25 protein-coding genes are annotated in these 23529 nt (G+C 61.2%); 22 read left to right on the forward strand and 3 right to left on the reverse strand.

Annotated elements, in window-relative coordinates; translation table 11 throughout:
- Nucleotides 1–4 precede the first annotated feature (4 nt).
- From tkt to HGP13_RS11425, 3 genes are read right to left on the reverse strand one after another with little or no spacing between them, the layout of a single operon-like run.
- Complete coding sequence (gene tkt, locus HGP13_RS11415) at nt 5–2017, reverse strand: transketolase (protein ID WP_109659008.1); 2013 nt, start codon at nt 2015–2017, stop codon at nt 5–7.
- 10 nt (nt 2018–2027) lie between these two features.
- The gene (locus tag HGP13_RS11420; protein ID WP_109659010.1) at nt 2028–2900 is read right to left on the reverse strand and encodes a phosphoribulokinase; all 873 of its coding nucleotides are present in this window, start codon (nt 2898–2900) and stop codon (nt 2028–2030) included.
- Nucleotides 2901–2915: 15 nt separating this feature from the next.
- Nucleotides 2916–3959, reverse strand: a complete 1044-nt coding sequence (locus HGP13_RS11425; protein WP_109659012.1) for a class 1 fructose-bisphosphatase — start codon at nt 3957–3959, stop codon at nt 2916–2918.
- A gap of 116 nt (nt 3960–4075) precedes the next feature.
- Between HGP13_RS11425 and HGP13_RS11430 the strand changes: the two genes are divergently transcribed.
- From HGP13_RS11430 to HGP13_RS11535, 22 genes are all read left to right on the forward strand, one after another.
- Nucleotides 4076–5011 carry a LysR family transcriptional regulator gene (locus HGP13_RS11430; protein ID WP_109659014.1) on the forward strand — a complete coding sequence of 312 codons (936 nt, stop codon included), beginning with the start codon at nt 4076–4078 and terminating at the stop codon, nt 5009–5011.
- 178 nt (nt 5012–5189) lie between these two features.
- A complete protein-coding gene (locus tag HGP13_RS11435) occupies nt 5190–6581 on the forward strand; it encodes a sigma-54 dependent transcriptional regulator (protein WP_246707332.1) in 1392 nt (463 codons plus the stop codon).
- A 157-nt stretch (nt 6582–6738) separates the two neighbouring features.
- The gene (locus HGP13_RS11440; protein WP_109659018.1) at nt 6739–6981 is read left to right on the forward strand and encodes a hypothetical protein; all 243 of its coding nucleotides are present in this window, start codon (nt 6739–6741) and stop codon (nt 6979–6981) included.
- A 229-nt stretch (nt 6982–7210) separates the two neighbouring features.
- Complete coding sequence (locus tag HGP13_RS11445) at nt 7211–8173, forward strand: hydrogenase (RefSeq protein ID WP_013896581.1); 963 nt, start codon at nt 7211–7213, stop codon at nt 8171–8173.
- A gap of 47 nt (nt 8174–8220) precedes the next feature.
- Nucleotides 8221–9819, forward strand: a complete 1599-nt coding sequence (locus tag HGP13_RS11450; protein ID WP_109659020.1) for a nickel-dependent hydrogenase large subunit — start codon at nt 8221–8223, stop codon at nt 9817–9819.
- Nucleotides 9820–9912: 93 nt separating this feature from the next.
- Nucleotides 9913–10227 carry a hypothetical protein gene (locus HGP13_RS11455; RefSeq protein WP_013896579.1) on the forward strand — a complete coding sequence of 105 codons (315 nt, stop codon included), beginning with the start codon at nt 9913–9915 and terminating at the stop codon, nt 10225–10227.
- 41 nt (nt 10228–10268) lie between these two features.
- A complete protein-coding gene (locus tag HGP13_RS11460; RefSeq protein ID WP_109659022.1) occupies nt 10269–10589 on the forward strand; it encodes a hypothetical protein in 321 nt (106 codons plus the stop codon).
- Nucleotides 10590–10599: 10 nt separating this feature from the next.
- Nucleotides 10600–11076 (forward strand): hydrogenase maturation protease, encoded by a 477-nt coding sequence (locus tag HGP13_RS11465; RefSeq protein ID WP_109659024.1) that lies wholly within the window; start codon nt 10600–10602, stop codon nt 11074–11076.
- Nucleotides 11073–11393 carry a hypothetical protein gene (locus HGP13_RS11470; RefSeq protein ID WP_109659026.1) on the forward strand — a complete coding sequence of 107 codons (321 nt, stop codon included), beginning with the start codon at nt 11073–11075 and terminating at the stop codon, nt 11391–11393. The genes HGP13_RS11465 and HGP13_RS11470 overlap by 4 nt, the downstream gene beginning before the upstream one ends.
- A gap of 84 nt (nt 11394–11477) precedes the next feature.
- Nucleotides 11478–12515, forward strand: coding sequence for a hypothetical protein (locus HGP13_RS11475; protein ID WP_246707333.1), 1038 nt, complete (start codon nt 11478–11480; stop codon nt 12513–12515).
- A 23-nt stretch (nt 12516–12538) separates the two neighbouring features.
- Nucleotides 12539–12751 carry a hypothetical protein gene (locus HGP13_RS11480; protein ID WP_109659028.1) on the forward strand — a complete coding sequence of 71 codons (213 nt, stop codon included), beginning with the start codon at nt 12539–12541 and terminating at the stop codon, nt 12749–12751.
- A gap of 9 nt (nt 12752–12760) precedes the next feature.
- Nucleotides 12761–12985, forward strand: coding sequence for a hypothetical protein (locus HGP13_RS11485; protein WP_109659030.1), 225 nt, complete (start codon nt 12761–12763; stop codon nt 12983–12985).
- 1 nt (nt 12986) lies between these two features.
- Nucleotides 12987–13859 carry a NifU family protein gene (locus HGP13_RS11490; protein ID WP_109659032.1) on the forward strand — a complete coding sequence of 291 codons (873 nt, stop codon included), beginning with the start codon at nt 12987–12989 and terminating at the stop codon, nt 13857–13859.
- Nucleotides 13856–15046 (forward strand): NHL repeat-containing protein, encoded by a 1191-nt coding sequence (locus HGP13_RS11495; RefSeq protein WP_109659034.1) that lies wholly within the window; start codon nt 13856–13858, stop codon nt 15044–15046. Before HGP13_RS11490 ends, HGP13_RS11495 begins: the two co-directional genes overlap by 4 nt.
- Nucleotides 15043–17466, forward strand: coding sequence for a carbamoyltransferase HypF (hypF, locus tag HGP13_RS11500; protein WP_109659036.1), 2424 nt, complete (start codon nt 15043–15045; stop codon nt 17464–17466). Before HGP13_RS11495 ends, hypF begins: the two co-directional genes overlap by 4 nt.
- Before the next feature lie 2 nt (nt 17467–17468).
- The gene (locus HGP13_RS11505) at nt 17469–17750 is read left to right on the forward strand and encodes a HypC/HybG/HupF family hydrogenase formation chaperone (RefSeq protein WP_109659038.1); all 282 of its coding nucleotides are present in this window, start codon (nt 17469–17471) and stop codon (nt 17748–17750) included.
- A 12-nt stretch (nt 17751–17762) separates the two neighbouring features.
- Entirely contained in the window at nt 17763–18455 is a 693-nt protein-coding gene (locus HGP13_RS11510; RefSeq protein ID WP_109659040.1) for an SIS domain-containing protein, read from the forward strand.
- Nucleotides 18452–19609, forward strand: coding sequence for a hydrogenase formation protein HypD (hypD, locus tag HGP13_RS11515; RefSeq protein ID WP_172225047.1), 1158 nt, complete (start codon nt 18452–18454; stop codon nt 19607–19609). The genes HGP13_RS11510 and hypD overlap by 4 nt, the downstream gene beginning before the upstream one ends.
- Entirely contained in the window at nt 19606–20673 is a 1068-nt protein-coding gene (gene hypE / locus HGP13_RS11520) for a hydrogenase expression/formation protein HypE (protein ID WP_109659044.1), read from the forward strand. The genes hypD and hypE overlap by 4 nt, the downstream gene beginning before the upstream one ends.
- Nucleotides 20674–20682: 9 nt before the next feature.
- A complete protein-coding gene (hypA, locus tag HGP13_RS11525) occupies nt 20683–21021 on the forward strand; it encodes a hydrogenase maturation nickel metallochaperone HypA (protein WP_109659046.1) in 339 nt (112 codons plus the stop codon).
- The gene (hypB, locus tag HGP13_RS11530) at nt 21021–22094 is read left to right on the forward strand and encodes a hydrogenase nickel incorporation protein HypB (protein ID WP_109659048.1); all 1074 of its coding nucleotides are present in this window, start codon (nt 21021–21023) and stop codon (nt 22092–22094) included. The genes hypA and hypB overlap by 1 nt, the downstream gene beginning before the upstream one ends.
- 62 nt (nt 22095–22156) lie before the next feature.
- Complete coding sequence (locus tag HGP13_RS11535) at nt 22157–23263, forward strand: HoxN/HupN/NixA family nickel/cobalt transporter (protein ID WP_172225050.1); 1107 nt, start codon at nt 22157–22159, stop codon at nt 23261–23263.
- The last annotated feature ends 266 nt before the right edge of the window (nt 23264–23529 follow it).

Raw genomic sequence — 23529 nt, forward strand, 5'->3', positions numbered from 1 at the left:
GGCTTCAATCCTTCTGAACAACTGCACAAGCGGCATCGGCAATCGCCTCGGCGGTGATACCGAAATGCCTGTAAAGCTCCGCGGCCGGTGCGCTGGCGCCAAAGCCGGTCATTCCGATGAAGGCGCCACCTTCGCCAATCCAGCGGTCCCAACCAAGGCGCGCGGCCGCCTCGACGGCTATGCGCGGAGCTGTTCCGAGAACCTCGGCGCGATAGGCTTCGTCTTGTTCTTCAAAGAGTTCCCAGCAGGGCATGGAGACCAGGGCAACCCGTATATGATGGCGCTCCAGAAGCAGGTCGGCGGCCGCGCGGGCGATTTCCACTTCCGAACCGGTGGCGATCAGCGTCAAGTCACGCCGGCCGACGGGCTTGCGCATAAGGTAAGCCCCTTGGGCCGAGCGACTGGCTTCGGGAGCCTTCGTGCGGAGCATCGGCAGGTTCTGTCTCGACAGCACCAGCACGCTCGGCCGGTGCTTTGACCTCAGCGCCAGCTCCCAGCACTCAGCTGTCTCGATTATGTCGGCCGGACGAAAGACATTGAGATTTGGCGTGGCGCGCAGCATCGCCAAATGTTCGACAGGCTGGTGCGTGGGCCCATCTTCGCCAAGTCCGATGGAATCATGGGTCATCACATAGATGACGCGCTGGCCCATCAGCGCCGAGAGCCGCATTGCGCCGCGCGCATAATCGGCAAAGCACAGGAACGTCCCGCCATAAGGGACAAGCCCGCCATGCAGGGCCATCCCGTTCATAGCCGCCGCCATGGCGTGCTCGCGGATGCCATAGTGGATGTATCGTCCGGAAAAGTCGCCCGGTGAGACGCGAGCCATGCCCTTGGTGATGGTCAAGTTGGAATGAGTGAGATCCGCCGATCCACCGACAGTCTGTTCCGTCGCCTCGTTGATCACAGCGAGAGCCAGTTCCGAGGCCTTGCGGGTTGCGACGTTGGTCGCATTTTCGAAGTGTTGCTGGCGAAATGTCGACAGTGCCTCGAAGACGCCCTCGGGAAGGTCGCCAGCCACAGCACTTTCGAATTCCTGGCGGCGCGGCGAAGCGGCAAGTCTCGCCTCCCACGCCGCGCGCGCGGTTCGGCCGCGTGCTGGCGCGGTGCGCCAGGCGCGCAAAACTTCGCCGGGGATCTCGAAGGGTGGATGATCCCAACCGAGGTTTGTTCGCGTCGCGGCGATTTCGGCCGCGCCGAGCGGCGCGCCATGGGTTTTTTCCGAGCCGCCCAGGTTCGGCGCGCCCTTTCCGATTGTGGTCCGGCATGCGATCAACGTCGGCCGATCCGACGTCCGCGCCTCTTCCAGCGCCGCCGCGATTGCATCCAGGTCGTGGCCATCGATCGAAAGAACGCTCCAGCCGGCGGCCCGGAACCGCATCGGTTGGTCCATCGAGGTCGCCAACGAGGTCGGACCGTCAATCGAAATGCGATTGTCGTCCCAAAGCACGATCAATTTTGAAAGGCCAAGATGGCCGGCGAGGTCAATCGCCTCGTGGCTCATCCCCTCTTGCAGGCAGCCATCGCCGGCGATGGCATATGTGAAGTGGTCGACGAGGCCGTCACCAAACCGGGCGGCAAGCATGCGTTCGGCCAATGCCATGCCGACCGCTGTCGCAATGCCCTGGCCAAGTGGACCTGTCGTGGTTTCAATGCCAAGGGCATGGCCGTATTCGGGATGCCCGGCGGTGCGGCTGCCAAGTTGCCGGAAGCGCTGCAGCTCCTCGATCGGCATGTCTTCGTAGCCGAGCAGATAGTGCAGCGCGTATTGCAACATGGAGCCATGGCCCGCCGACAGGACGAAACGGTCACGGTCGGGCCAGTCGGGACGCGACGGATCGATTTGGAGGAAGCGATTGAACAGGATGGTGGCAACATCGGCCATGCCCATCGGCATGCCGGGATGGCCGGAGTTTGCCTTTTGAACCGCATCCATGGCGAGCGCCCTGATGGCGTTCGCCATCAGCTGCTCATCGGTCTTGGCAGGGGCGGGGCTCTCGATTGCGATCTGGTTCATCCTAGCTTCCTCAGTTGGCGCGGCGCTTGCGTTCGATCAGTTGCATGATCAGCGGTGTGAGGATCAGCTGCATGGCCAGGTCGAGCTTGTTGCCCGGCACGACGATCGAGTTGGCGCGCGACATGAACGAGTTGTGGATCATCGAAAGCAGGTAGGGGAAATCGATGCCGCGCGGGTTGGCGAAGCGGATGATCAGCATAGATTCGTCAGGTGTAGGGATCCAGCGAGCGACGAATGGATTGGATGTATCGACGATCGGCACGCGCTGGAAATTGATGTCGGTCTTTGAGAACTGCGGCACGATGTGGCGCACGTAATCGGGCATGCGCCGAAGGATCACGTCCACCACGGCTTCCGTCGAGTAGCCACGCGTGGAGCGGTCGCGGTGAATCTTCTGGATCCATTCAAGGTTGATGACCGGCACCACGCCAATCTTGAGGTCAGCGTGTTTGGCCAGATCGACCCTGTCGGTGACGGCACAACCATGCAGGCCCTCATAGAAGAGCAGATCACTGGGCGCGAACTCGCGCCACGGCGTGAAGGTGCCGAGATCGCAGCCATAGAGTTCAGCCTCCGCCTCATCGTGAACATAGGTTCGCGTGCGGCCAGCACCCCTCAGCCCATACGCCTCGAAGACTTCCTGGAGCGCATCGAGTTCGTTGGCCTCCGCGTTGAAATGGGTGAAGTAGGGGTTGCCGCCCTTCTCGTCCTCGGCAACCTTCACCTTCATCGCCGCGCGATCGTAGCGGTGGAATGCATCGCCCTCGATGAACGCCGCCTCGACGTTTTCGCGCCGGAAGATCTGCTCAAAGATGCGCTTGACCGAGGTGGTGCCAGCACCCGAGGAGCCGGTGATCGAGATGATGGGGTGCTTGGCCGACATCTTATGCCTCCCTGATCAGGCCCGAAACAGGCCGCGGTTGCCAAACAGCGGTGAACGCTCGGCTATTGCGCTTGGCTCGGTATGGTAGCGGGCGACGCGCTCGACCTCCCTGGCGGAGCCGAAGACAAGCGGGACGCGTTGGTGCAGGCCGGTCGGAACGATGTCGAGTATGCTGCAAAGCGCATTCGTCGCGCGTCCGCCGGCTTGCTCCACCAGCATCGCGATGGGATTGGCCTCGTAGACGAGCCGCAGCCGTCCGCTTGCGTAGCCGGCACGGCTGTCGCCGGGATAGAGAAAGACGCCACCGCGCATCAGGATGCGATAGACATCGGCGACAAGCGAGGCGATCCAGCGCATGTTGAAGTTCTTGCCGCGCGGACCTTCCTCGCCTTTCAGGCAATCATCCACATAGAGCCGCACGGCTTCTTCCCAATGGCGATAATTGGACGCGTTGATGGCGAATTCCTGGGTGCGTTCGGCCACCGCCACGCTCTCATGGGTCTGCACGAAGGTGTTAAGTTCAGGCGAGAAGACGAACGCGTGCGTGCCGAGGCCAAGCGTCAAAACGAGAACCAGCTGCGGTCCGTAGACAAAAAAGCCTGCCGCGAGCTGGCTGCTGCCTGGCTGAAGAAAAAAGGCGGCCGGGTCGATGCCGGGCGCGCCAGTCGCTGGGAGAAGCGAGAATATTGTGCCAATCGACACGTTGACGTCGATGTTGGACGAACCGTCCAAGGGGTCGATGGCTAGCGCGATGCGGCTCTCGGGGTCGAGTGCGACCGGTGCGACACGCTCTTCAGAGGCGACACACCGCACGGGAGCACGGCGCATGGCTTCCAGAAAGATATCATCGGCATAGATGTCCAGGTCCTTTTGGGTATCACCGTCCGCGTTGACCGTTCCATTGGTCCCGCCAAAGGCGGACCCAAGCCTACCAGAGCGGATGCCGTTGTTGATCGCGAGAGCCGCACCAGCCAGCGCCGCGACCGTTGCCAAGACGTCGCCATCATGCCCTTGCCGTTGGTGCGACGCCAAAAAGGCGTCGAGTGTCGGATTGCTCATTTTCCCCTCCCGATCTCGCGATAGGCCGCAGATCTGAAGACGGTTGGAACAGCCCGTCATGGATTAGTAAACTTTAATCTATTTACGACGGCGATAAGTTCTGCTTACTTCGATCGATGCGCAACATAACGCTCCGCCATCTTCGAATCATCTCGGCCATCCACACCGAGGGCAAAATCATCAACGCTGCCAAGGCCTTGGGACTAACCGGGCCGGCCGTGACGCTACAGCTCCAACAGGTTGAAGCAGAAGCGGGAATTCAGCTTTTCGAACGTGCTCCACATGGGATGCGTCCGACTGACGCAGGTTTTGCCTTCATCGAAGCGGCACACGCCATTGATGAGAGATTGGGGCTGCTCCAGGAGGAAATTGATGCGGTCAAGGGTCTCCGGAAGGGGCATTTGATCGTCGGCGCGGTCTCCACGGCGAAGTATTTCGCGCCTCAGATCATTGCTGGTTTCAAGAAGGAGTTCCCCGATATCGAACTGAAGCTGGTGATCGGCAACCGGGCCGAAACCATTGCGAAGCTGAAGGACCATGTCCTTGACATTGCACTGATGGGGCGACCGCCCCCGGATCTGCCGGTGGAGGCCAGAGTGTTCGGGGACCACCCCTTGATCATCGCGGCCGCCCCCGATCATCCCCTGGCACAGGCGCGCGACATAACCAAAGCCAGGATCGCGAAGGAACATTTCATCGTGCGCGAACCGGGTTCGGGCACGCGCATGTCATTCGAAAGGTTTCTTGGCGACATCCCCGGGCGATTGGAGCAACCCGGAACGGAGATGGATTCCAACGAAACGATCAAGCAGGCCGTGATGGCCGGGCTGGGCGTGGCCTTCATCTCCGCCCACACCATAGCCTTCGAGGTTCAGGCGGGACGGCTGTCGGTGCTCGATGTGATCGGTATGCCAATTCGCCGCCAATGGTTTTCGGTCGTGCGCAGCGACCGCGTCGTGACGCCAGCCATCGGTGCGTTCTGCGCCTTCCTGGCGCGTAAGGGAGCCGCTTTCCTGCCGATCTCGGGTAAGCTCTATCCCGAAACCCGCTGAGACCTGCGGCGGCGCCAACCTGTCCATGGTTCAAAAAGTAGCAGCTATTCAGGGCAATTGAAGCCGTCGCGCCGTTTTGCTAACAAGGTGCGCAAAATGGAAACCTACTTGTATGGATGAACCGGGCACCGTCGTCATCGTCTCGCGGCAGGGCAGCGACTGGACATGGCCGCTTCACGTGCTGGCCGAGCGCTACGCATATCGTGTTGTTCTGGCGCACTCCTTTTCTGAAGCCCTGACCACGATGGCCACCATCCACGTCGATCTGGCCATAGCGGAGGATCATGCGGGGGAAGATGCCGGTCTCACCTTCCTTACCGGCCTTCGGGTGTCTCATCCCGACATCACCCGCATCTATGTGACGTCGAATTCGGACTGCATCTCGGAGCCGGCATTGTCCCAGGCGGCAATCTACCAGTTTCTGCTGAAGCCCGTTGATGCTTCGCAATTGGGCCTGCTTGTCGAAAGAGCATTGGAGACCCGCGAACTTGCACGCCGCCATCGCATCCTGTCTCGGGAGTTCAAGATCTCGGGCGACGGACTGATCTTCGGTGAGCGCAAGAATGCCGCCTTCAGAGCGGAGAGCCAGCGTTTCGAAAAACTCGTCTATGTCAGCGCGAAAATGGCTGAATTGTGCGATCTGGCACGGCAAGCGGCCAAGACCGAGCTGCCGATTCTCATCGAAGGGGAGACGGGCACCGGCAAGGAACTGCTGGCCAGGGCCATCCATTACAACTCGATGCGCCGGGCAAGTCCTCTGCTGGTCCAGAACTGCGGAGGCGTGCCGGACGAATTGCTGCAATCGGAATTGTTTGGACACAAGCGCGGATCCTTTACCGGAGCTATTTCGGACCGGCTGGGTCTGTTTCGCGCCGCCGACGGCGGGACGGTTTTCCTGGATGAGATTTCCGAAGTGTCGCCGTCCTTTCAGGTTAGCTTGTTGCGATTTCTCCAGGAGGGCGAGGTCAAGCCCCTTGGCTCCGACAGGGTCACACACTGTAATGTTCGCATCATCGTGGCATCCAACCGGCGCCTGAAAAATCTGGTCGCGCGTGGCGAGTTCCGGCAGGATCTCTATTTCCGGCTGAAAGGCTTTGAGTTCGAAGTCCCTTCCCTGAGAGAACGCCCCGAAGACATTGGACCCCTGGCGGAGTTCTTTGCGGCAAAACATGCCGATGCCATTGGCCGCAAGATTCTGGGAATCACGGCCAACACCATCGAAAAGCTTTCAAGCGGCGAATTTCCAGGCAATGTCCGGGAACTGGAAAATGAAATCCGCCGCATGGTGGCTCTCGCCAAGGATGGCGAATATCTGACGACACGCAACATGTCAGCGACGCTCCTTGCTGCGTCGCCCCGGCGCAGTTCGGAAGCCGTTGCCTTTCTCCCGGAGGGCGTGACGTTGAAGGACCAGGTGGAAAGCCTCGAAAAGCAGATCGTCAGCAGGGCACTTGTTCGCAATCACTGGAACCAAAGCCGCACGGCAAACGAACTCGGGCTGTCGCGGGTTGGTCTGGCAAACAAGATCAAACGCTACAGCTTGAACGAACACGGCCAGCAACACCAATGACGGCGAAGCCGTAGCGACAGGCTCCTGCCGTTGGCAATCGGTGATGCTGGATGTTGCGACGCAGGCTTGGCGGCAGTTGGCTGCTTGAGCCGGGGTGACAAATCGGTCATGTCCGCCCTATGCTCAAGCTTCGAGCGCGGACGTTTAGGAGAGCGCCATGAACCAAGCCGACGAACCCTCATCACCGCCGCAACCAGACATAATTCCTTTTCCCCAGTCCCGGGTTCTGCCTTCAAGCCGACACAAGCCGATCAAATATCTGGGGCAGGGGGCAATGGCAAAAGCGATCGGCGCGCCTGAACGGCAGGCGACGGGCCACTGGTGCAGTCGCTGCCAAGGCATCTGGTATGGCTATCTGCTCGAAGTCACATGTCCCGCCTGCGGTAATCGTCACGGATAGCAAACAGGTTGTGACGTCTTTGGCGTCGGTCACAATCTAGTTTCCAACAGCAAAGTTAGTTTGCAGCCTGGGACCCGCGCCAATTCGGCGGCCAGATCCGCGCAAGACACGCCAACATACTGATAACAAACGAATTCCTGACCATCGCTGGCGGCTGGCACGGCGCTTGCTTCACACTAATCGGAGGCGTGCCTACGGCAATGCTTCGTTACAGGCTGTGGAGGAGAGAATGGCCAATCTTTTGTGGCTCCAGGGTGGAGCATGCTCCGGCAACACGATGTCGTTTCTCAATGCCGAGGAACCGAGCGCGTGTGATCTGGTTACCGACTTTGGCATTAACGTGCTGTGGCATCCGTCGCTCGGGCTCGAGCTTGGCGAGAACCTGCAGAAGATGCTGAAGGCGCTGACCGCCGGCACGCTGGCGCTCGATATTTTCGTGTTCGAAGGCACCGTGGTGAATGCCCCCAACGGAACAGGCGAATGGAACCGCTTTGCGGGTCGTCCCATGCGCGACTGGGTAAGGGACCTGTGCAAGGTCGCCAATTTTGTCGTCGCCGTCGGCGACTGCGCGACGTGGGGCGGCATCCCCGCGACCGCGCCAAACCCGTCCGAAAGCGAAGGCCTGCAATTCCTCAAGCGCGGCCATGGCGGCTTCCTCGGCAAGGATTTCAAATCCAAGGCCGGCCTGCCAGTGATCAACATTCCAGGGTGTCCGGCTCACCCCGACTGGATCACGCAAATCGTGGTCGCCGTGGCGACCGGCCGTGGAGGGGATCTCACGCTGGACGAGTTCCAGCGTCCGAAGACCTTTTTTACGTCCTTCACGCAGACCGGCTGCACCCGCAACATGCACTTCGCCTACAAGGTTTCGGCGACCGAGTTTGGTCAGCGCAAAGGCTGCCTGTTCTACGACCTGGGCTGCCGCGGGCCGATGACGCATTCGCCGTGCAACCGCATTTTGTGGAACCGCCAATCGTCCAAGACGCGAGCGGGCATGCCGTGCATGGGCTGCACGGAGCCCGAGTTCCCGTTCTTCGATCTGGCTCCGGGAACTGTGTTCAAGACGCAGACCGTCATGGGTGTCCCAAAGGACATGCCGAGCGGGGTCGACAAGACCGGTTACATCAAGCTGACGGCCGCGGCCAAGGCTGCTTCGCCGCGCTGGGCTGAAGAAGACATCTTCGTCGTCTGAAGTCACCGATTGCTAGAATCCAATTTTCCAGGGAGGTCCGGAAGACCATGTCAGCTGCTGTTCAAACACTTGATATTTCTCCTGTCGGCCGTGTCGAGGGCGATCTCGACGTGCGCGTCGACATCCAAAATGGCGTTGTCGTCAACGCCTGGACGCAAGCCGAACTGTTCCGCGGGTTCGAGATTATCCTGCGCGACAAGGATCCGCAGGCGGGGCTGGTCGTCACGCCGCGCGCTTGCGGTATTTGCGGCGCCTCGCACCTGACCTGCGCGGCCTGGGCGCTCGATACCGCCTGGAAAGCCGAGGTTCCCCGCAACGCCATCCTTGCGCGCAATCTCGGGCAGATCGTCGAAAGCCTGCAGAGCTTGCCAAGACACCATTACGGCCTGTTCATGATCGACTACACGCACAAGAACTATTCGCATTCGAAATACTATGAGGAGGCGGTCAAGCGCTGGTCGCCATACACCGGCACCAACTATGAACTTGGCGTGACGATCTCTGGACGACCCGTTGAAATCTATGCCCTGCTGGGGGGCCAGTGGCCGCATTCCAGCTACATGGTGCCTGGCGGCGTGATGTGTGCGCCCACGCTTACTGACGTAACCCGGGCCTGGTCCATCCTCGAGCATTTCCGCCGCAACTGGATGGAGCCGGTTTGGCTGGGCTGCTCCTTCGAACGCTACGAGCAAATTCGTTCCTATGACGATTTCATGGCCTGGCTTGACGAGCGCCCCGAGCACGCGAACTCGGATCTGGGCATGTTTTGGCGCATGAGCGTGGACGTCGGTGTCGACAAGTATGGCAAAGGTCATGGGAAATACGTTTCGTGGGGCTACTTGCCGCATGAGGACAAGTACAATCGGCCGACGATCGAAAACCGCAACGCCTCGCTGCTGATGAAAAGCGGTGTCTATGACGGGGCGGCCGATACCCACAAGCTGATGGACCAGGTCCACACTAGAGAGGACGTCTTGCATGCCTGGTACGACGAGCCGAGCGGAAAGCATCCGTTCGATCGCACGACAAAGGCCGTCGGCAAGAATCCCGTCGAATACGATAATCAATACTCATGGTCGACCGCGGTGCGCCACGACAATAACGGTCGGCTCGAAGCTGGACCCTTGGCCCGCCAGCTTATCGCAGGTGGTAGCCACGGAGAAAGCTGGCAGCATCACGACCCGCTTGTTCTTGACATGTACAAGAAACTTGGCGGGGCCAGTGTCATGCTGCGTCACTTCGCCCGCATGCACGAGGGCGTTAAGCTCTATCGTCAGGCCGAGCATGCACTGCGCGAGTTTCGCCTCAATGACCCGTGGTACGTCAAGCCGACGGAGAAGGACGGCCGCGGCTGGGGAGCCACCGAAGCCATCCGCGGTGCGCTTTGTCATTGGATCGAGGTGCAAAACGGCAAGATCAAGAACTACCAGATCATCGCGCCGACCACTTGGAATGTCGGGCCAAGATCGGACGGTGGCGAGCTTGGCCCGATCGAGCAGGCGCTGATCGGCACGCCGATCGCGGATCCAAGTGATCCCGTCGAGGTCGGCCATGTCTGCCGCTCGTATGATTCCTGTCTTGTCTGTACCGTGCACGCCCATGATGCCAGCACCGGGACAGAACTCGCACGCTTCCGCACGGCTTGATTCGACGCGACGCGTCGAGCGCGCTCAGCCTCGATCGTCCGGCCGCGCGCCGGACGATCGGATCTGCTGCACACGAACCCGGGAGCGCAGGCAATGAATAGCGAGCAACAGCATGCTTTGCTGCGCAAGATGGCGCAATTGATGCAAGGCGGGCTAAAGACGCAGACCGAACCTTTTCCCGAAACGGAAAAGGAGTTTGCCGCGATTTTGACCGAACTGCGGCAGTTGAAGGCCGACGACATCGAGGGCAAGATGGTCATCAGCGGCTTCGTGGATCAACCCTACGGCCCTGACAAGCAGCGCTGCATGGAATGCATGTATTACCTCGTCCACCGAGAATGGTGCGACCTGCCGGAACTGGCCGTGCCGGTCGATGCCGATTGGTGGTGCAGGCTTTGGCGCATCTAGGCCCTTGCAACGACGTTGGGCCCGCGCGGTAGGAGGAGCCGGTGGCGAACGAAACCAACGACGAGAATGTGGCGGGCCAAATCCGCTCTTTGCTTGCTGGCGGCTTGAAGACCGAAGTTTTTCCACGTGCCGACGACCAGGACAGCGTGGCCGAAATCCTTGGCCGTTTGCGCGAGGCTGGCGGCGACATTTCGGCTGGACTGGTGATTGCGGGCTTCACCCTCCAGCCCGTGGAGCACGGCGGCATCGAGCAGGCCTGCGAGACCTGCATGTACTATCTGGTCCACCGGCGCTTCTGCGAGCTTCCCGAACTCGCCGTTCCCGTTGAACCGCAGTGGTCCTGCCGTCTCTGGCGCATATGAGTGCACTTCTATGATCATCGTCATCGGCTGCGGAAATCTGAACCGGCAAGACGATGGGGTGGGCATAGAGGTCATACGCGCGTTGCGGCACCGCAACCTCGAAGGACCGGATGTCAAATTGCTGGACGCCGGTACGGACGGCATGTCGGTCATGTTTGCCGCGCGCGGTTGCACGTCCTTGATCGTGGTCGATGCGTCAAAAACCGGGGTAACGCCAGGCGCCATTCACGAGGTGCCTGGCACTGTCCTTGAACGCCCCTATGTCCCCGGTCTCAACCTTCATGATTTCCGCTGGGACGCGGCCCTTTATGCCGGACGGCAGATTTTCCGCGAGGAGTTTCCCACCGACGTGACGGTCTTTTTGATAGAGGCGGCCGAACTTGGCTTCGGCATAGGGTTGTCGCACGATGTCGCTGCATCGGCTGAGCAGGTTTCACGGCGTATCGAGGTGCTCATCGGCGCAATGTTGGCCAACGTGCCCGCATGAACGCACCCCCCGCCAGTGTCCAGATCAGGCGCGGCGGGCTCTATCTGTCTTCGGCAACATGCGACCGATATTTCGCCGGCCTGGAGAGCGTCATTCTGCTGCGGCGCGACGACGACCTGGTGATCCTGCCGGTTCGTCACGCCGCATCTGGCGGCTATCTGCTGAAGCATCGCAACGGTGCAGGGGACCGCGTGGTCTTTGCGCCGGATTTCTTCCGGGAGCATGGGATTGATGATGAAACGGTGCGCGAATTTTTCGCGCAGTGGGACTCGGAGCAGGCCGCACTCGTAGCCAAAAATATGTTTTGTGTAAACTAGGTTACCAGTTGGTAATTTAAGTAGACAGCTTTGGAAAACTAGGCTAGCTTTTTGCCAAGATAATAAGCTGCGCCAAAAGCAGCCGTGGAGGAAGCCCAGTTGCAGAGCACTCGCGCCGAAGATGAGGTGCGCGCAGCAATTGCTGCGGCAGAAGACGAATCGTCGAGCCCCGCCGAGCGGGCCGAGATGCTCATGGAAATCGCCATGGGACTCCAGCAGCGCCCCAAGAGCGCTGAGCAGATCCTGGCAGCAGTCGACCTCTACGATCGCGCGCTCAGTGTCTGCCCGCAGGATGAACGCCTGCTCGCGGCCCGTATCTTTGCCCGCAAGGGCACGGCTCTTTTGATCCTTCCCGACGAAGGAACGGCAGCGTTGCAACAAGCGCGCGCCGCCTTCGAGGCCGCCATGCCATCCCTGGTCGATTTCGGTCGGCCAGAAGAACTGGCAGAGGCGGAAATGAACCTTGGTCTGGCGATCCAGAATCTGGCCGGCCAGCACAAGGCCCGCATCACCGACGCGATTTCGGCCTATCAGCGGGCGCTGCGCACGTTCGACAAGGCACACTTCCCAAAGGAATTCGCCATCCTGCAGAACAATCTGGCGACGGCGTTTCTCTCCATTCCGTTCACCGATGCCAGATCCAAGATGCGGGAGGCGCTGGCCGTGCAAGCCTTCGAAGAAGGGTTGAAGATCGTCAATCTGATCGATCATCCCACCGAATACGCTATGTTGCAGAACAACCTCGGCAATGCCCTGCAATACGCGTCCTCAAGCCATACGCTGGAGAACAACCTGCGCGCGCTCGACGCCTATGACGAAGCTCTGAAGGTTCGTCTGCGGGCCACCATGCCGCTCGAATATGCCAACACGGTCGCCAACAAGGCGAATTGCCTGTGGAATCTTCCCGACGACCCGGAACGGCCGGAGAACGGCAACCGCGCCAATGTGCGCGCGGCTCGGGAGTATTATCGCGAGAGCCGGGAGATTTTCAGCGCCAGCGGGCAGGCCGAGAAGGCCCGCACCGTTGCCGAGGCCCTCGAGCAGATCGAACGTGAACTGCTCTCGGCAGCCCCTGGCGATAGCGATCAACAAGGTGGCGGGGAACACCGACATCTCAACTGAACCGAACTCAAGGAGACTATGACGTGGCAGGAGTTGAACTGACGGCAGCTGGCGCGCTGGTTGCGCTCATCATCGGACTGGTCTGCTCCGGCATCGGCGGAGCGATCGGCGGTATCGCGATTGGCGGAAAATCATTGGGCAACGAACTTGCCGCCATGATGGGCAGTTTTTACGGACCGATCGCTGGCGTGCCGGGACTGGTCGCCGGACTGATAATTCTGGCGCTGATCGGCTGAGGGGCAATCATGTTGGAAATGGCAAAAAGCTCGATCACGCTCTTCTTTCGGGGAAAGCTCTTCTCCGAACCCGGCAAAGTCTATCGCCAGACAGCGATAGGCGCGACTATCACCGCCCTGCTTGTCATTGCCCTTGCCAAGGCCGGCCTGCCGTTGGCGGCCGCAGCGGCACTTGCCTGCCTCATTGGCGGTGGACTGCAGCCGTACCTGTTCAAGAACCTCAAGTACCGTTGATATGAACGCCATCGATCAGATCCCGACCAAACGCGAGGATCTCGCCGGTCTTGCCGGCGACATCGAGCGTGTCGAGGCGATCTTTTCGAGCTGGGACGAGACGCAGCGCAACGCGGTCGAGGCCTACCGTCGCGCCATAGAGGACCTGCATGGGGAGGCGTTGCGACGCCTGGTGCGGGCGTTGAAAGATGAACCGGCCGCGCTCACGGCGATGAAGCAGGCGGTTACCGACGAGGTCGTCTATGCGGTGCTGCGCCGTCACAACATCCTCAAGCCCAGCCTCAGTGAGCGGGTAGAGGCGGCGCTGGACGGCGTGCGCCCGATGCTTGCCTCGCATGGCGGCAATGTCGAGTTGGTCAACGTCAGGCCGCCGGCGATCGAGGTGCGGTTCGTCGGCGCATGCGACGGCTGTCCGGCCTCCGCTCTCACTTTCCATGCAGGCGTAAAGAAAGCAGTCGAGGAAGCCTGTCCCGAGATCACCGATATCGTTCAGATCAAGGGCATGAGCAACGCTGCCGACAATGATAGTGTCCGCTTCGTCAGTCCGTTCGCGCTCGGCGCCGTCGGCGGCTGGCATTTGGTGTGCCGCCTCGATGAGATCCCGCAGGGCGGCATCAGTGCCGTCGTGGTCGGTGGGCAAAATGTGATCCTGTCGCGTCAGGAGGGGGTCGTTTCCTGCTTCCAGAATGCCTGTGCGCACCTTGGCATGGAGCTCGACGGCGGTAGCATCGATGAAGGCATCATCACCTGTCCATATCATGGCTTCCGGTATGATCTTTCCAGCGGCGAGTGCCTGACCGCGCCCGAAGTGGCACTTCAGTCGCATGCCGTGCGCGTCATCGGCAATCGGGTCGAGGTGAGGCTGTCGTCATGATGCGCATCTCCCTGGCGCCCGATTACCGCCGTCCTCTCCCGGGCAGCGTCACACAACAGCTGCTCGATCCGCGCGGTGCGCGAACTGTTCTCGGTGACCAGATCGCTGCCAACGGAGTTCCAGATCCCATCAGGCCTCAACCGAATTCGCTGTTTGGGCCGCGTGGCGTCTGCTTCGCACCGCACGGTGGACCGTTCTTCGTTGCCGATACCGGCCATCATCGCCTGATGATCTGGAACAAGGTGCCGCAAGCAGACAATGCCGACGCGGACCTGCTGATCGGCCAGCCTGATTTTTACTCCGAAGGTCGCAACGCGCATGGGCCGGTTGGTCCCGCCACGTTGAACATGCCGACGGGACTGTCGAGCGATGGCAAGGTGCTCGCCATTGCCGACGCATGGAACCACCGTGTGCTGATCTGGCGCACACTGCCCGAGCATTCGAACCAGCCGGCGGACCTGGTGCTCGGGCAGGCGGATTTTTCCAGCGGCGCCGCCAACCGTGGCGCGGCAACTGCCGCGGCCGATACGCTGAACTGGTGCTATGGGGTCACAATCGCCGATGGCAGGGTGTTTGTTGCCGACACCGGAAACCGTCGGGTGCTGGTCTGGAACTCCATGCCGCGGCGTAACGGCCAGCCTGCCGATCTGGTGCTCGGCCAGGTTGATGCAACCACCCGCGATGACAATGCCTCCGGGGTTGGCGGCGCTGTCGGCATGCGCTGGCCGCATAGCGTGGCTGTCGAAAACAACAAGATTCTGGTGGCGGACGCCGGCAACAACCGCATCATGGTCTGGAATTCCATGCCCAATGCCGATGGCGCGCCCTGCAGCTTCGTGCTGGGTCAATCCGGCTTCGACGGCAATGACCACAACAGGGCCTCCTATCATCCAAACAATCGTGCACTCAACATGCCCTATGGCATGGCCGTACACGACGGCACCCTCGTGTGCGCCGACACCGCCAATTCCCGGTTGATCGGCTACCCGCTCGACGATCTCCGCATGGATGCTGCTGCTTGCGGTCTCGCCGCCCAGTCCGGATTTGCCGACAAGGGCGACAATCGCTGGCGCTTTGCCACCCGCGACAGCGTCTGCTGGCCGTTCGCATTGGCCGCGTCGGGGAAAACGTTGGCGATCGCCGATACGGGCAACAATCGCGTCCTGTTGTGGGAGGCGGTGTCATGAACACGCCGCTGCGGATGGCCGACGCGACGCGCAGTGTCGAGATAAGGGTCCGCGGCCGTGTGCAAGGTGTTGGTTTCCGGCCGACGGTGTGGCGGATCGCCAGCCGGCTGGGCCTCGACGGCGACGTGCTCAACGACAGCCAGGGCGTGTTGATCCGCGTGCGTGGCGTCTCGTCGACCATTGCAGCACTTGTCGAGGAGTTGCGGGCGTCGCCGCCGCCGCTGGCCGAAATCACGGCCATCGAGACCCGCCCTTGTGAGGGCGACTTGGCGTCCGGCTTCGTCATCGTCGACAGCGAGGCGGGTGTTCATGCCCGCACCGAAATATCGCCCGATGCCGCCATGTGTAGCGTCTGCGCGGCCGAAGTGCTCGATCCGTTCCTGCGGCGTTTCCGCTATCCCTTCACCAACTGCACCCATTGCGGGCCACGGCTGAGCATCGTTCGCGGCGTTCCTTACGACCGCGCCACCACGACCATGGCGCCGTTTCCGCTGTGCCAGGCCTGTGGCGCCGAATATCGTGATCCTGGCGACCGCCGCTTTCATGCCGAGGCGACGGCCTGCCATGTCTGCGGACCGACAGCAAGATTGATCCGCTTCGATGGCCGCGCCTTCTCCTTCGAGCAGCATTCAATGCTCGATGATGTGGACGCGGCATTGAGCCTGATCCAGAAAGGCGAGATCGTCGCCATCAAGGCACTTGGCGGCTATCAGCTTGCTTGCGATGCCACCCGGCCGGAGGCGGTGGCTTTGCTGCGTCAACGCAAGCGCCGCGACGCAAAACCCTTCGCGCTGATGGCGCGTGACCTCGATGTTGTTCGCCGCCACGCAACGGTCAGTGACGCGGAAGCGGCAGCCCTTGCAAGCCGCGAGGCGCCAATTGTCCTGCTTGCCGCCACCGGACCCGAAAAACTGCCCGCCGAGATCGCGCCCGGTCTGCAGACCCTGGGCTTCATGCTGCCTTCAACCCCTTTGCATCTGCTCTTGCTCAGGCGCATGGGCCGGCCGGTGGTCATGACCAGCGGCAACCTGTCCGATGAACCGCAGCTTGTCGATGACGCGGAGGCGGCAGCAAAACTGTCCTCGATCGCACCATACGCTTTGACCCACAATCGCGATATCGCCAACCGCATCGACGATTCCGTTGTGCGCCACATGGGCGCAAAACTGCGCGTGCTGCGCCGCGCGCGCGGCTATGCGCCGGCTTCGATCGAGCTTCCGCCAGGCTTCGAGGCGGCGCCAGAAATCCTGGCTTACGGTGCTGAACTGAAAGCGACCTTCTGTCTGATCAAGGACGCCCGGGCTGTGCTGTCGCAGCACCAGGGCGATCTCGAAGACGCACTGACCTACGACGACTATCGCAAGAACCTCGTCCTTTATCGCGATCTTTTCGATCATCGCCCGGTGGCCTTGGCCGCGGACCTGCATCCTGAATATCTGTCAGCGAAACTGGCGCGCGCCACCGCCAGGTCTGACAACCTGCCGCTTGTGGAGGTTCAGCATCATCATGCGCATGCCGCTGCCTGCCTCGCTGAAAACGGACGGTCATTGAACGCCGATCCTGTCCTGGCCATCGTGCTCGACGGGCTCGGCTACGGATCGGACGGTGCGATCTGGGGCGGCGAGTTCCTGCTCGCGGACTATCGCCGCTTCGAACGGCTTGGCACGTTCAAGCCGGTCGCCATGCCAGGGGGCGCTCAAGCCATACGCGAGCCGTGGCGCAACCTCCATGCCCATGTTTTGTCCGAGATGGGATGGCCGGCCTTCGCCATGAATTTTGGCGAACTGGACCTGTTTGCCGCGCTCACCGCCAAGCCGTTGGCGAGCGTCGAGGCCATGATCAAGGCGTCCCTCAATTCGCCCAACGCGTCATCTTGCGGTCGCCTGTTCGACGCAGTCGCTGCGGCTCTCGGAATCTGTTTCGACCGTCAGGCCTATGAGGGCGAGGCGGCCGCGCGGCTGGAGGCGATGGTCTCGGCCCGCTCGCTTGAAGAGGAGGGCGATGCTCTCGCCTATCCGTTACCGATCCCCAACCTGAAAGGTTCAGGCTTGCCATACATTGAACCGCTGGGCATGTGGAACGCTGTCTTTGGCGACCTGATCCTGAAAACGCCGGCGCCCCTCATCGCGGCGCGCTTCCACAAGGGTCTGGCGAAATCCATCGCCGCCATGGCTTTGAAGCTGGCGCGTCGCGACGAAGACGGCGCCCTGCCGCGTTTCGACACGGTGGTCCTGTCGGGCGGCTGCTTCCAGAACAAGGTGCTGTTCGAGCAGGTCCTCGGCCGGCTTGAGGACCTCGATTTCAACGTCCTGACGCATTCCCGCGTGCCTTCCAATGATGGCGGCGTCGCGTTCGGCCAGGCCGTGATCGCGGCAGCCCATCTCATCGACGCCGGCGGTGTCCGACAGAAAGCGAGCTGACAATGTGCCTTGGCATTCCTGGAAAGATCCTCAAGATCGACGATCATGAAAAGAAGCTGGCGACCGTCGATGTCAGCGGCGTCAGGCGACAAATCAACATCGCCTGCATTGTCAACGAACACCATTCGGTCGACGACTGCGTCGGCGACTGGGTGCTGATCCATGTCGGTTTCGCCATGAGCCGCATCGACGAGCGTGAAGCAGCCGAAACCTTAAAAATCCTCACCGAACTCGGCGAAGCGCAAGCCGAGATGGAGTCCATGCGGCTGTCGGCGGTCCATTAGGAGGACGTGAAAATGTCCAGCGAAAGCGAACTGAAAGGGCTCTATCCATTCCTGCACGGCAAGGCGCAGAATCCGGAAAAGATGAATGCGGCGCTGCTGCATTCCGTTGCCGAAAAGGCCCGCGACACACGCGAAACCAATGAGCGCTTCTTTGGAGATCAGGCCGGCATCCTCGTCGCCGCCGCGCATGCGCTGGCGGATGTCTACCGCAACAACGGTCAGCTGTTCTCCATGGGCAATGGCGGCTCGAGCTGCGATGCGTCCCATGTCGCGGTCGAGTTCGTCCATCCCGTGACCGCCGGCCGGCCGGCGCTCGCCGCCACCAATCTCGTTGCCGATCTGGCGATGATTTCAGCCGTCGGCAACGATCTCGGCTTCGACCATGTCTTCGTGCGCCAACTGCTGGCGCACGGCCGCAAGGGCGATGCGCTGATCGGCATCTCGACCAGTGGCAATTCGCAAAACCTGGTCGCGGCCTTCGCCAAGGCCAAGGAGATGGGCGTCCATACCATCGGGCTCGCCGGCGGCGACGGGGGGCGCATGAAATCGTCAGGCACCGTCGAGCATTTGCTCGTCGTGCCGTCGACCTCGATCCACCGCATCCAGGAATGCCATGTCGCCGCTTACCACATCCTGTGGGACCTCGTGCACACGCTGCTCGCCGACGAACGCGGCTCCGCCGCCGCAAAAGGAAGCGCCCAATGAAATACACCGACGAATTCCGCGACGCGGAAAAGGCGAAAGTCTTGATCAAGGAAATCGACAAGCTTGTCGCCACCATCGAGATCGCAAAAACGCGCCCGATCAACATCATGGAGGTCTGCGGCGGCCACACCCATTCGATCTTCCGCTACGGGCTGGAAGGCATGCTGCCTGACGCCATCGAACTCGTGCACGGGCCGGGTTGTCCGGTCTGCGTGCTGCCGATGGGCAGGGTCGACGATTGCGTGTCGATCGCCGAGCGGCCGGAAGTGATCTTTACCACCTTCGGTGACGCCATGCGTGTGCCCGGCTCAAAGAAGAGCCTGCAGCAGGCAAAGGCCGATGGCGCCGATGTGCGCATGGTCTATTCGCCGATGGACGCGCTGTCGCTGGCGCGCAAGAACCCGGATCGAGAGGTGGTGTTCTTCGGCCTCGGCTTCGAAACCACAATGCCGTCCACGGCACTGACGGTGCTGCAGGCCGAAGCCGACGGCATCGAAAACTTCTCGGTGTTTTGCAACCACATCACCATCGTGCCGACGATCAAGGCGATCCTCGACAGCCCGGATCTGCATCTCGACGGCTTCCTGGGACCAGGCCATGTCTCTATGGTCATCGGGACCGCCCCTTACGAATTCATCGCCGACTTCTACAAGCGGCCCATGGTCGTCGCCGGCTTCGAACCCCTCGATGTCCTGCAATCGATCTGGATGGTGCTGAAGCAGATCAAGGATGGCCGCGCCGAGATCGAAAACCAGTATGCCCGCATCGTTCCTGAGGCGGGAAACAACGCCGCTCTCACTGCCGTGGGCAAGGTCTACGAACTGCGTGAATTCTTCGAATGGCGGGGGCTCGGCTCCATCGACCATTCCGGCGTCAAGGTGCGCGATGACTATGCCCGCTTTGATGCCGAGCGCAGGTTCGCCATCCCCGGCGTCAAGATAGCCGACCCCAAATCCTGCCAGTGCGGCGAGGTCCTGAAGGGCGTCATCAAGCCGTGGCAGTGCAAAGTGTTCGGCACCGCCTGCACCCCGGAGATGCCGCTCGGTGCCCTAATGGTTTCATCCGAGGGCGCTTGCGCTGCCTATTACCAGTATGGCGGCGTCAAGAAGCATACCACGGTCCGGTCCGGTAGCCAGCCGGTGAGCGTGTCATGAACATGCGGCCACCCCCACCCAAACGCGTGCTGGGACGGGTTTTCATCCCCACCGTGACGCTTGCCCATGGCGGCGGCGGCAAGGCGATGAAGGACCTGATCGACGATGTCTTCATCAGCGCCTTCGCCGATGGCGCACCTGAAGTGCTGGAAGACCAGGCGCGCTTCGATCTCGCAATGCTGGCAACGCATGGCGACCGGCTTGCCTTCACCACCGATTCCTTCGTTGTCGACCCGCTGTTCTTTCCCGGCGGGGATATCGGCAAGCTTGCTGTCTACGGCACTGTCAACGACCTGGCGGTCGGCGGTGCCAAGCCGCTCTATCTGTCCTGCGCCGTCGTCATCGAGGAAGGCATGAAGGTCGAGGTGCTGCGCCGGATCGCGCTCTCGATGGCGCAAGCGGCACGCGAAGCCGGCGTCACCATCGTGACGGGCGACACCAAGGTCGTTCAGCGCGGCGCATGCGACAAGATGTTTATAACGACCACCGGAATTGGGGTGATCCGGCCCGGACTTGAACTCGGCATCGACCATGTCAGGCCGGGTGACGCTATCCTGGTTAACGGCCTGTTGGGTGATCATGGCGCGGCGATCCTGTGCGCGCGCGGCGACATGGCGCTGGAAGCCTCGATCGAGAGCGATTGTGCGGCTCTGCATGAACTGATCGAGTTGCTGCTCGCCGCCGCGCCCGGCACGCGCTGTATCCGTGACGCAACACGCGGCGGCATCGCTACGGTGCTCAACGAGATCGCCGACGCCTCCGCGGTGTCGATCGAAATCGACGAGGCAGCGACGCCGCTGCGCGATGAAGTGCGCGGCTTTTGCGAGATACTCGGTCTCGACCCGCTTTATCTGGCCAACGAAGGCAAGATCGTCATTGCGGTGCCGGCCGAAGAAAGTGAGGCCGCGCTTGCCGCATTGTGCGCGCATCCGCACGGCCAGGGCTCTGCAATCATCGGCCATGCCGGCCTCGGCGAGCCGGGGCGCGTGACCATGCAGACCTTGTTTGGCGGCCGGCGCATCGTCGACATGCTGGTCGGCGAACAATTACCGCGGATTTGTTGAGGAAGGCCCGTGCACGAACTCGGCATCACGCGCAACATCGTCTCCATCGTCGAGGAAGCGGCGAAGGGCCGCCGCGTCAGGCGCGTGACACTTGATGTGGGTCAGCTTTCCGGGATCATGCCCGACGCCATCCTGTTTTGCTTCGACATTGTCGCCAAGGGCACATTGCTCGATGGCGCCCGGCTGGACATCCACAAGATTGCCGGGCGTGCAAGCTGCCGGACTTGCAGCGCAACGTTCGAGACGGCAACCCTTTATCAGGCCTGCGCCTGCGGCTCCCATGCCATCGACCGGTTGGCCGGCGAGGAACTGAAGATCCGGGAAATGGAAATCGAGGAGGCTGCCTGATGTGCGGAACCTGTGGCTGCGGCTCCAAGGCCGAAACCCGAATTCTCAACCTGCAAACCGGCAAGGAAACGGCTCTCAGCGACGGGCACGGTCATAGCCATGCGCATAAGGGCGACTTGGCGCATCGGCACGGCCACGATCATGACCACAGCCACGCCCATCCGCACGACCATGGCGACGGACATAGCCACGATCACCAGCATCCGCACAGTCATGGCCACGACCACACTCATGGCCACGAGCACGGGCACGACCACGCGTTCGAGCAGGCGCGCGAGCATCGCCACCATCACGATCATCCCCATGACGACGCGGAGTTGCATGGTCACGACCATTCGCATGAGCATGATCACCACGGTCATGATCATGCTGACGGCCATCATCACCATGGTCACGAGCATCGCCACCGCCAAACCGCGGTGGTCGAACTCGAAATGCAAATCCTGGCCAAGAACGACGCACTCGCGGCCAGCAATCGCGGCTGGTTCGCCGGTCGCGAGATACTGGCGCTGAACCTTGTTTCTTCGCCAGGCTCCGGCAAGACGACGCTGCTTGAGCGCACCATCCGCGATCTCAAGGACCAGATGCTGATCTCGGTCATCGAGGGTGACCAGGCGACCGCCAATGACGGCGAGCGCATCCGCGCCGCGGGGGCTGCCGCCATCCAGGTCAACACCGGCGCCGGCTGCCATCTTGAAGCCGACATGCTGGCCAAGGGGCTGGCCGAGCTGAAGCCGGCCTTCGGTTCCGTGGTCATGATCGAAAATGTCGGCAATCTTGTCTGCCCGGCGATGTTTGACCTGGGCGAACACGCCAAGGTGGTCATACTCTCGGTCACCGAGGGCGATGACAAGCCGCTGAAGTATCCGCACATGTTCCGTGCTGCCAAGGTCATGATCATCAACAAGATCGATCTTTTGGCGCATGTCGATTTCGACGTCGACACCGCCATCGCCAACGCGCGGCGGATCAATCCCGAGATTGCCACGCTTAGCGTGTCGGCAAAGACGGGGGAGGGGCTCGGGGGTTGGTATGAATGGCTTCACAACGAAGCGGCGCAGGTAGGGCTCTAGGCCTGGATGCGCTAGATCGTCCCAGAATTTGCCGCGCCATACACGGACCGGGGAGGAGAGAAATGACGCAAGGAGCCGCGCTCACGGCGCCAGCGATGCACCAGGAACCGGCTAAACGACGTCTGCCCAATCCCTTCGACGACCAGCCGGTGCGTGTGAGAACCAAGGCGGTGATGATCTACGTCTTGCTGATCGCCGCCAACATCGCTGCGTGGATGTGGGCCTGGGTCGCTTTTTCCGACCGGCCGGCCCTGCTCGGCACCGCTTTGCTCGCCTATATGTTCGGTCTCAGGCACGCATTCGACGCTGACCATATCGCAGCCATCGACAACGTCGTGCGCAAGCTGATGCAGGAGGGCAAGGCCCCTTACGCGACCGGCTTCTTCTTTTCGCTCGGCCACTCAAGCATCGTCGTCCTGGCCTCGATTGCCATCGCTGCGTCCGCCACGATGATGCAAGGCAGACTGGATGAGTTTCACAATCTGGGCGGGTTGATCGGGACCAGCATCTCGGCCCTGTTCCTGCTGGTGGTCGGCATCGCGAACCTGTTCATCCTCAAGGGCATATGGGCGGCTTTCATCCGGGCGCGCCGTGGCGAGAAGATCGTCGACGAGGATCTCGACGCCCTGCTTGCCGGGCGTGGCTTGATCGCCCGCATTTTCCGCCCGCTATTCGGCATCGTTTCTCGCTCCTGGCACATGTATCCGATCGGCTTCCTCTTCGGTCTCGGCTTCGACACCGCGACGGAAATCGGCCTGCTAGGCATCTCCGCAACCCAGGCAACGCAGGGCATTTCATTCTGGTCTATTCTGATTTTTCCAGCGCTTTTCACCGCCGGGATGTCCATCATGGACACAACGGACAGCGTATTGATGACTGGCGCCTACAGCTGGGCGTTCGTCAATCCGATGCGAAAGCTCTGGTATAATCTCACCATCACAATTGCCTCAGCGGTGATCGCGATCTTCATAGGCGGCATTGAGGCGCTCGGGATCCTCGCCGACAAGCTTGGTCTGCAAGGCGGGCTTTGGGGCGCGGTTGAAGGGATCAATGAGAATTTTGCCACTTTCGGCTATGCGATTGTCGGTATCTTCGTGGTGAGTTGGGTGGTCTCTGTGATCGTCTACCGAGCGAAAGGCTACGGAAGATTGAGGCTGGAGAACACCTAGGCTCCGATGTGCTGGATCTCGACCTAGTAACGCGAGATGCTCTGGTTGAAAGACGTCTGGCGCTTGATAATGAGAAATCGGCTGGGTGGAATGGCACATTCGCTTGGTACCTGAGAAACCTTTGAATTCACGGCCAAGGCGGCTCAAGTGGCCGGAAATTGCACCCTGGTAGACCCGGCAAGTTCCTCATCAAACCATGCGTTCACTCCTGCGTCCGGAATTTGATCGGAACCCCGTCCGGTTCAAACTCGGAATCCGCACTGTGG

Origin of the sequence: Mesorhizobium sp. NZP2077 (assembly GCF_013170805.1) — a bacterium.
Taxonomy (GTDB): domain Bacteria; phylum Pseudomonadota; class Alphaproteobacteria; order Rhizobiales; family Rhizobiaceae; genus Mesorhizobium.

Coding starts and splice junctions, on each gene's coding strand:
- tkt (WP_109659008.1), bottom strand. CDS start 2,017: ATGAACCAGATCGCAATCGAGAGCCCCGCCCCTGCCAAGACCGATGAG.
- HGP13_RS11420 (WP_109659010.1), bottom strand. CDS start 2,900: ATGTCGGCCAAGCACCCCATCATCTCGATCACCGGCTCCTCGGGTGCT.
- HGP13_RS11425 (WP_109659012.1), bottom strand. CDS start 3,959: ATGAGCAATCCGACACTCGACGCCTTTTTGGCGTCGCACCAACGGCAA.
- HGP13_RS11430 (WP_109659014.1), top strand. CDS start 4,076: ATGCGCAACATAACGCTCCGCCATCTTCGAATCATCTCGGCCATCCAC.
- HGP13_RS11440 (WP_109659018.1), top strand. CDS start 6,739: ATGAACCAAGCCGACGAACCCTCATCACCGCCGCAACCAGACATAATT.
- HGP13_RS11445 (WP_013896581.1), top strand. CDS start 7,211: ATGGCCAATCTTTTGTGGCTCCAGGGTGGAGCATGCTCCGGCAACACG.
- HGP13_RS11450 (WP_109659020.1), top strand. CDS start 8,221: ATGTCAGCTGCTGTTCAAACACTTGATATTTCTCCTGTCGGCCGTGTC.
- HGP13_RS11455 (WP_013896579.1), top strand. CDS start 9,913: ATGAATAGCGAGCAACAGCATGCTTTGCTGCGCAAGATGGCGCAATTG.
- HGP13_RS11465 (WP_109659024.1), top strand. CDS start 10,600: ATGATCATCGTCATCGGCTGCGGAAATCTGAACCGGCAAGACGATGGG.
- HGP13_RS11470 (WP_109659026.1), top strand. CDS start 11,073: ATGAACGCACCCCCCGCCAGTGTCCAGATCAGGCGCGGCGGGCTCTAT.
- HGP13_RS11485 (WP_109659030.1), top strand. CDS start 12,761: ATGTTGGAAATGGCAAAAAGCTCGATCACGCTCTTCTTTCGGGGAAAG.
- HGP13_RS11490 (WP_109659032.1), top strand. CDS start 12,987: ATGAACGCCATCGATCAGATCCCGACCAAACGCGAGGATCTCGCCGGT.
- HGP13_RS11495 (WP_109659034.1), top strand. CDS start 13,856: ATGATGCGCATCTCCCTGGCGCCCGATTACCGCCGTCCTCTCCCGGGC.
- hypF (WP_109659036.1), top strand. CDS start 15,043: ATGAACACGCCGCTGCGGATGGCCGACGCGACGCGCAGTGTCGAGATA.
- HGP13_RS11505 (WP_109659038.1), top strand. CDS start 17,469: ATGTGCCTTGGCATTCCTGGAAAGATCCTCAAGATCGACGATCATGAA.
- HGP13_RS11510 (WP_109659040.1), top strand. CDS start 17,763: ATGTCCAGCGAAAGCGAACTGAAAGGGCTCTATCCATTCCTGCACGGC.
- hypD (WP_172225047.1), top strand. CDS start 18,452: ATGAAATACACCGACGAATTCCGCGACGCGGAAAAGGCGAAAGTCTTG.
- hypE (WP_109659044.1), top strand. CDS start 19,606: ATGAACATGCGGCCACCCCCACCCAAACGCGTGCTGGGACGGGTTTTC.
- hypB (WP_109659048.1), top strand. CDS start 21,021: ATGTGCGGAACCTGTGGCTGCGGCTCCAAGGCCGAAACCCGAATTCTC.
- HGP13_RS11535 (WP_172225050.1), top strand. CDS start 22,157: ATGACGCAAGGAGCCGCGCTCACGGCGCCAGCGATGCACCAGGAACCG.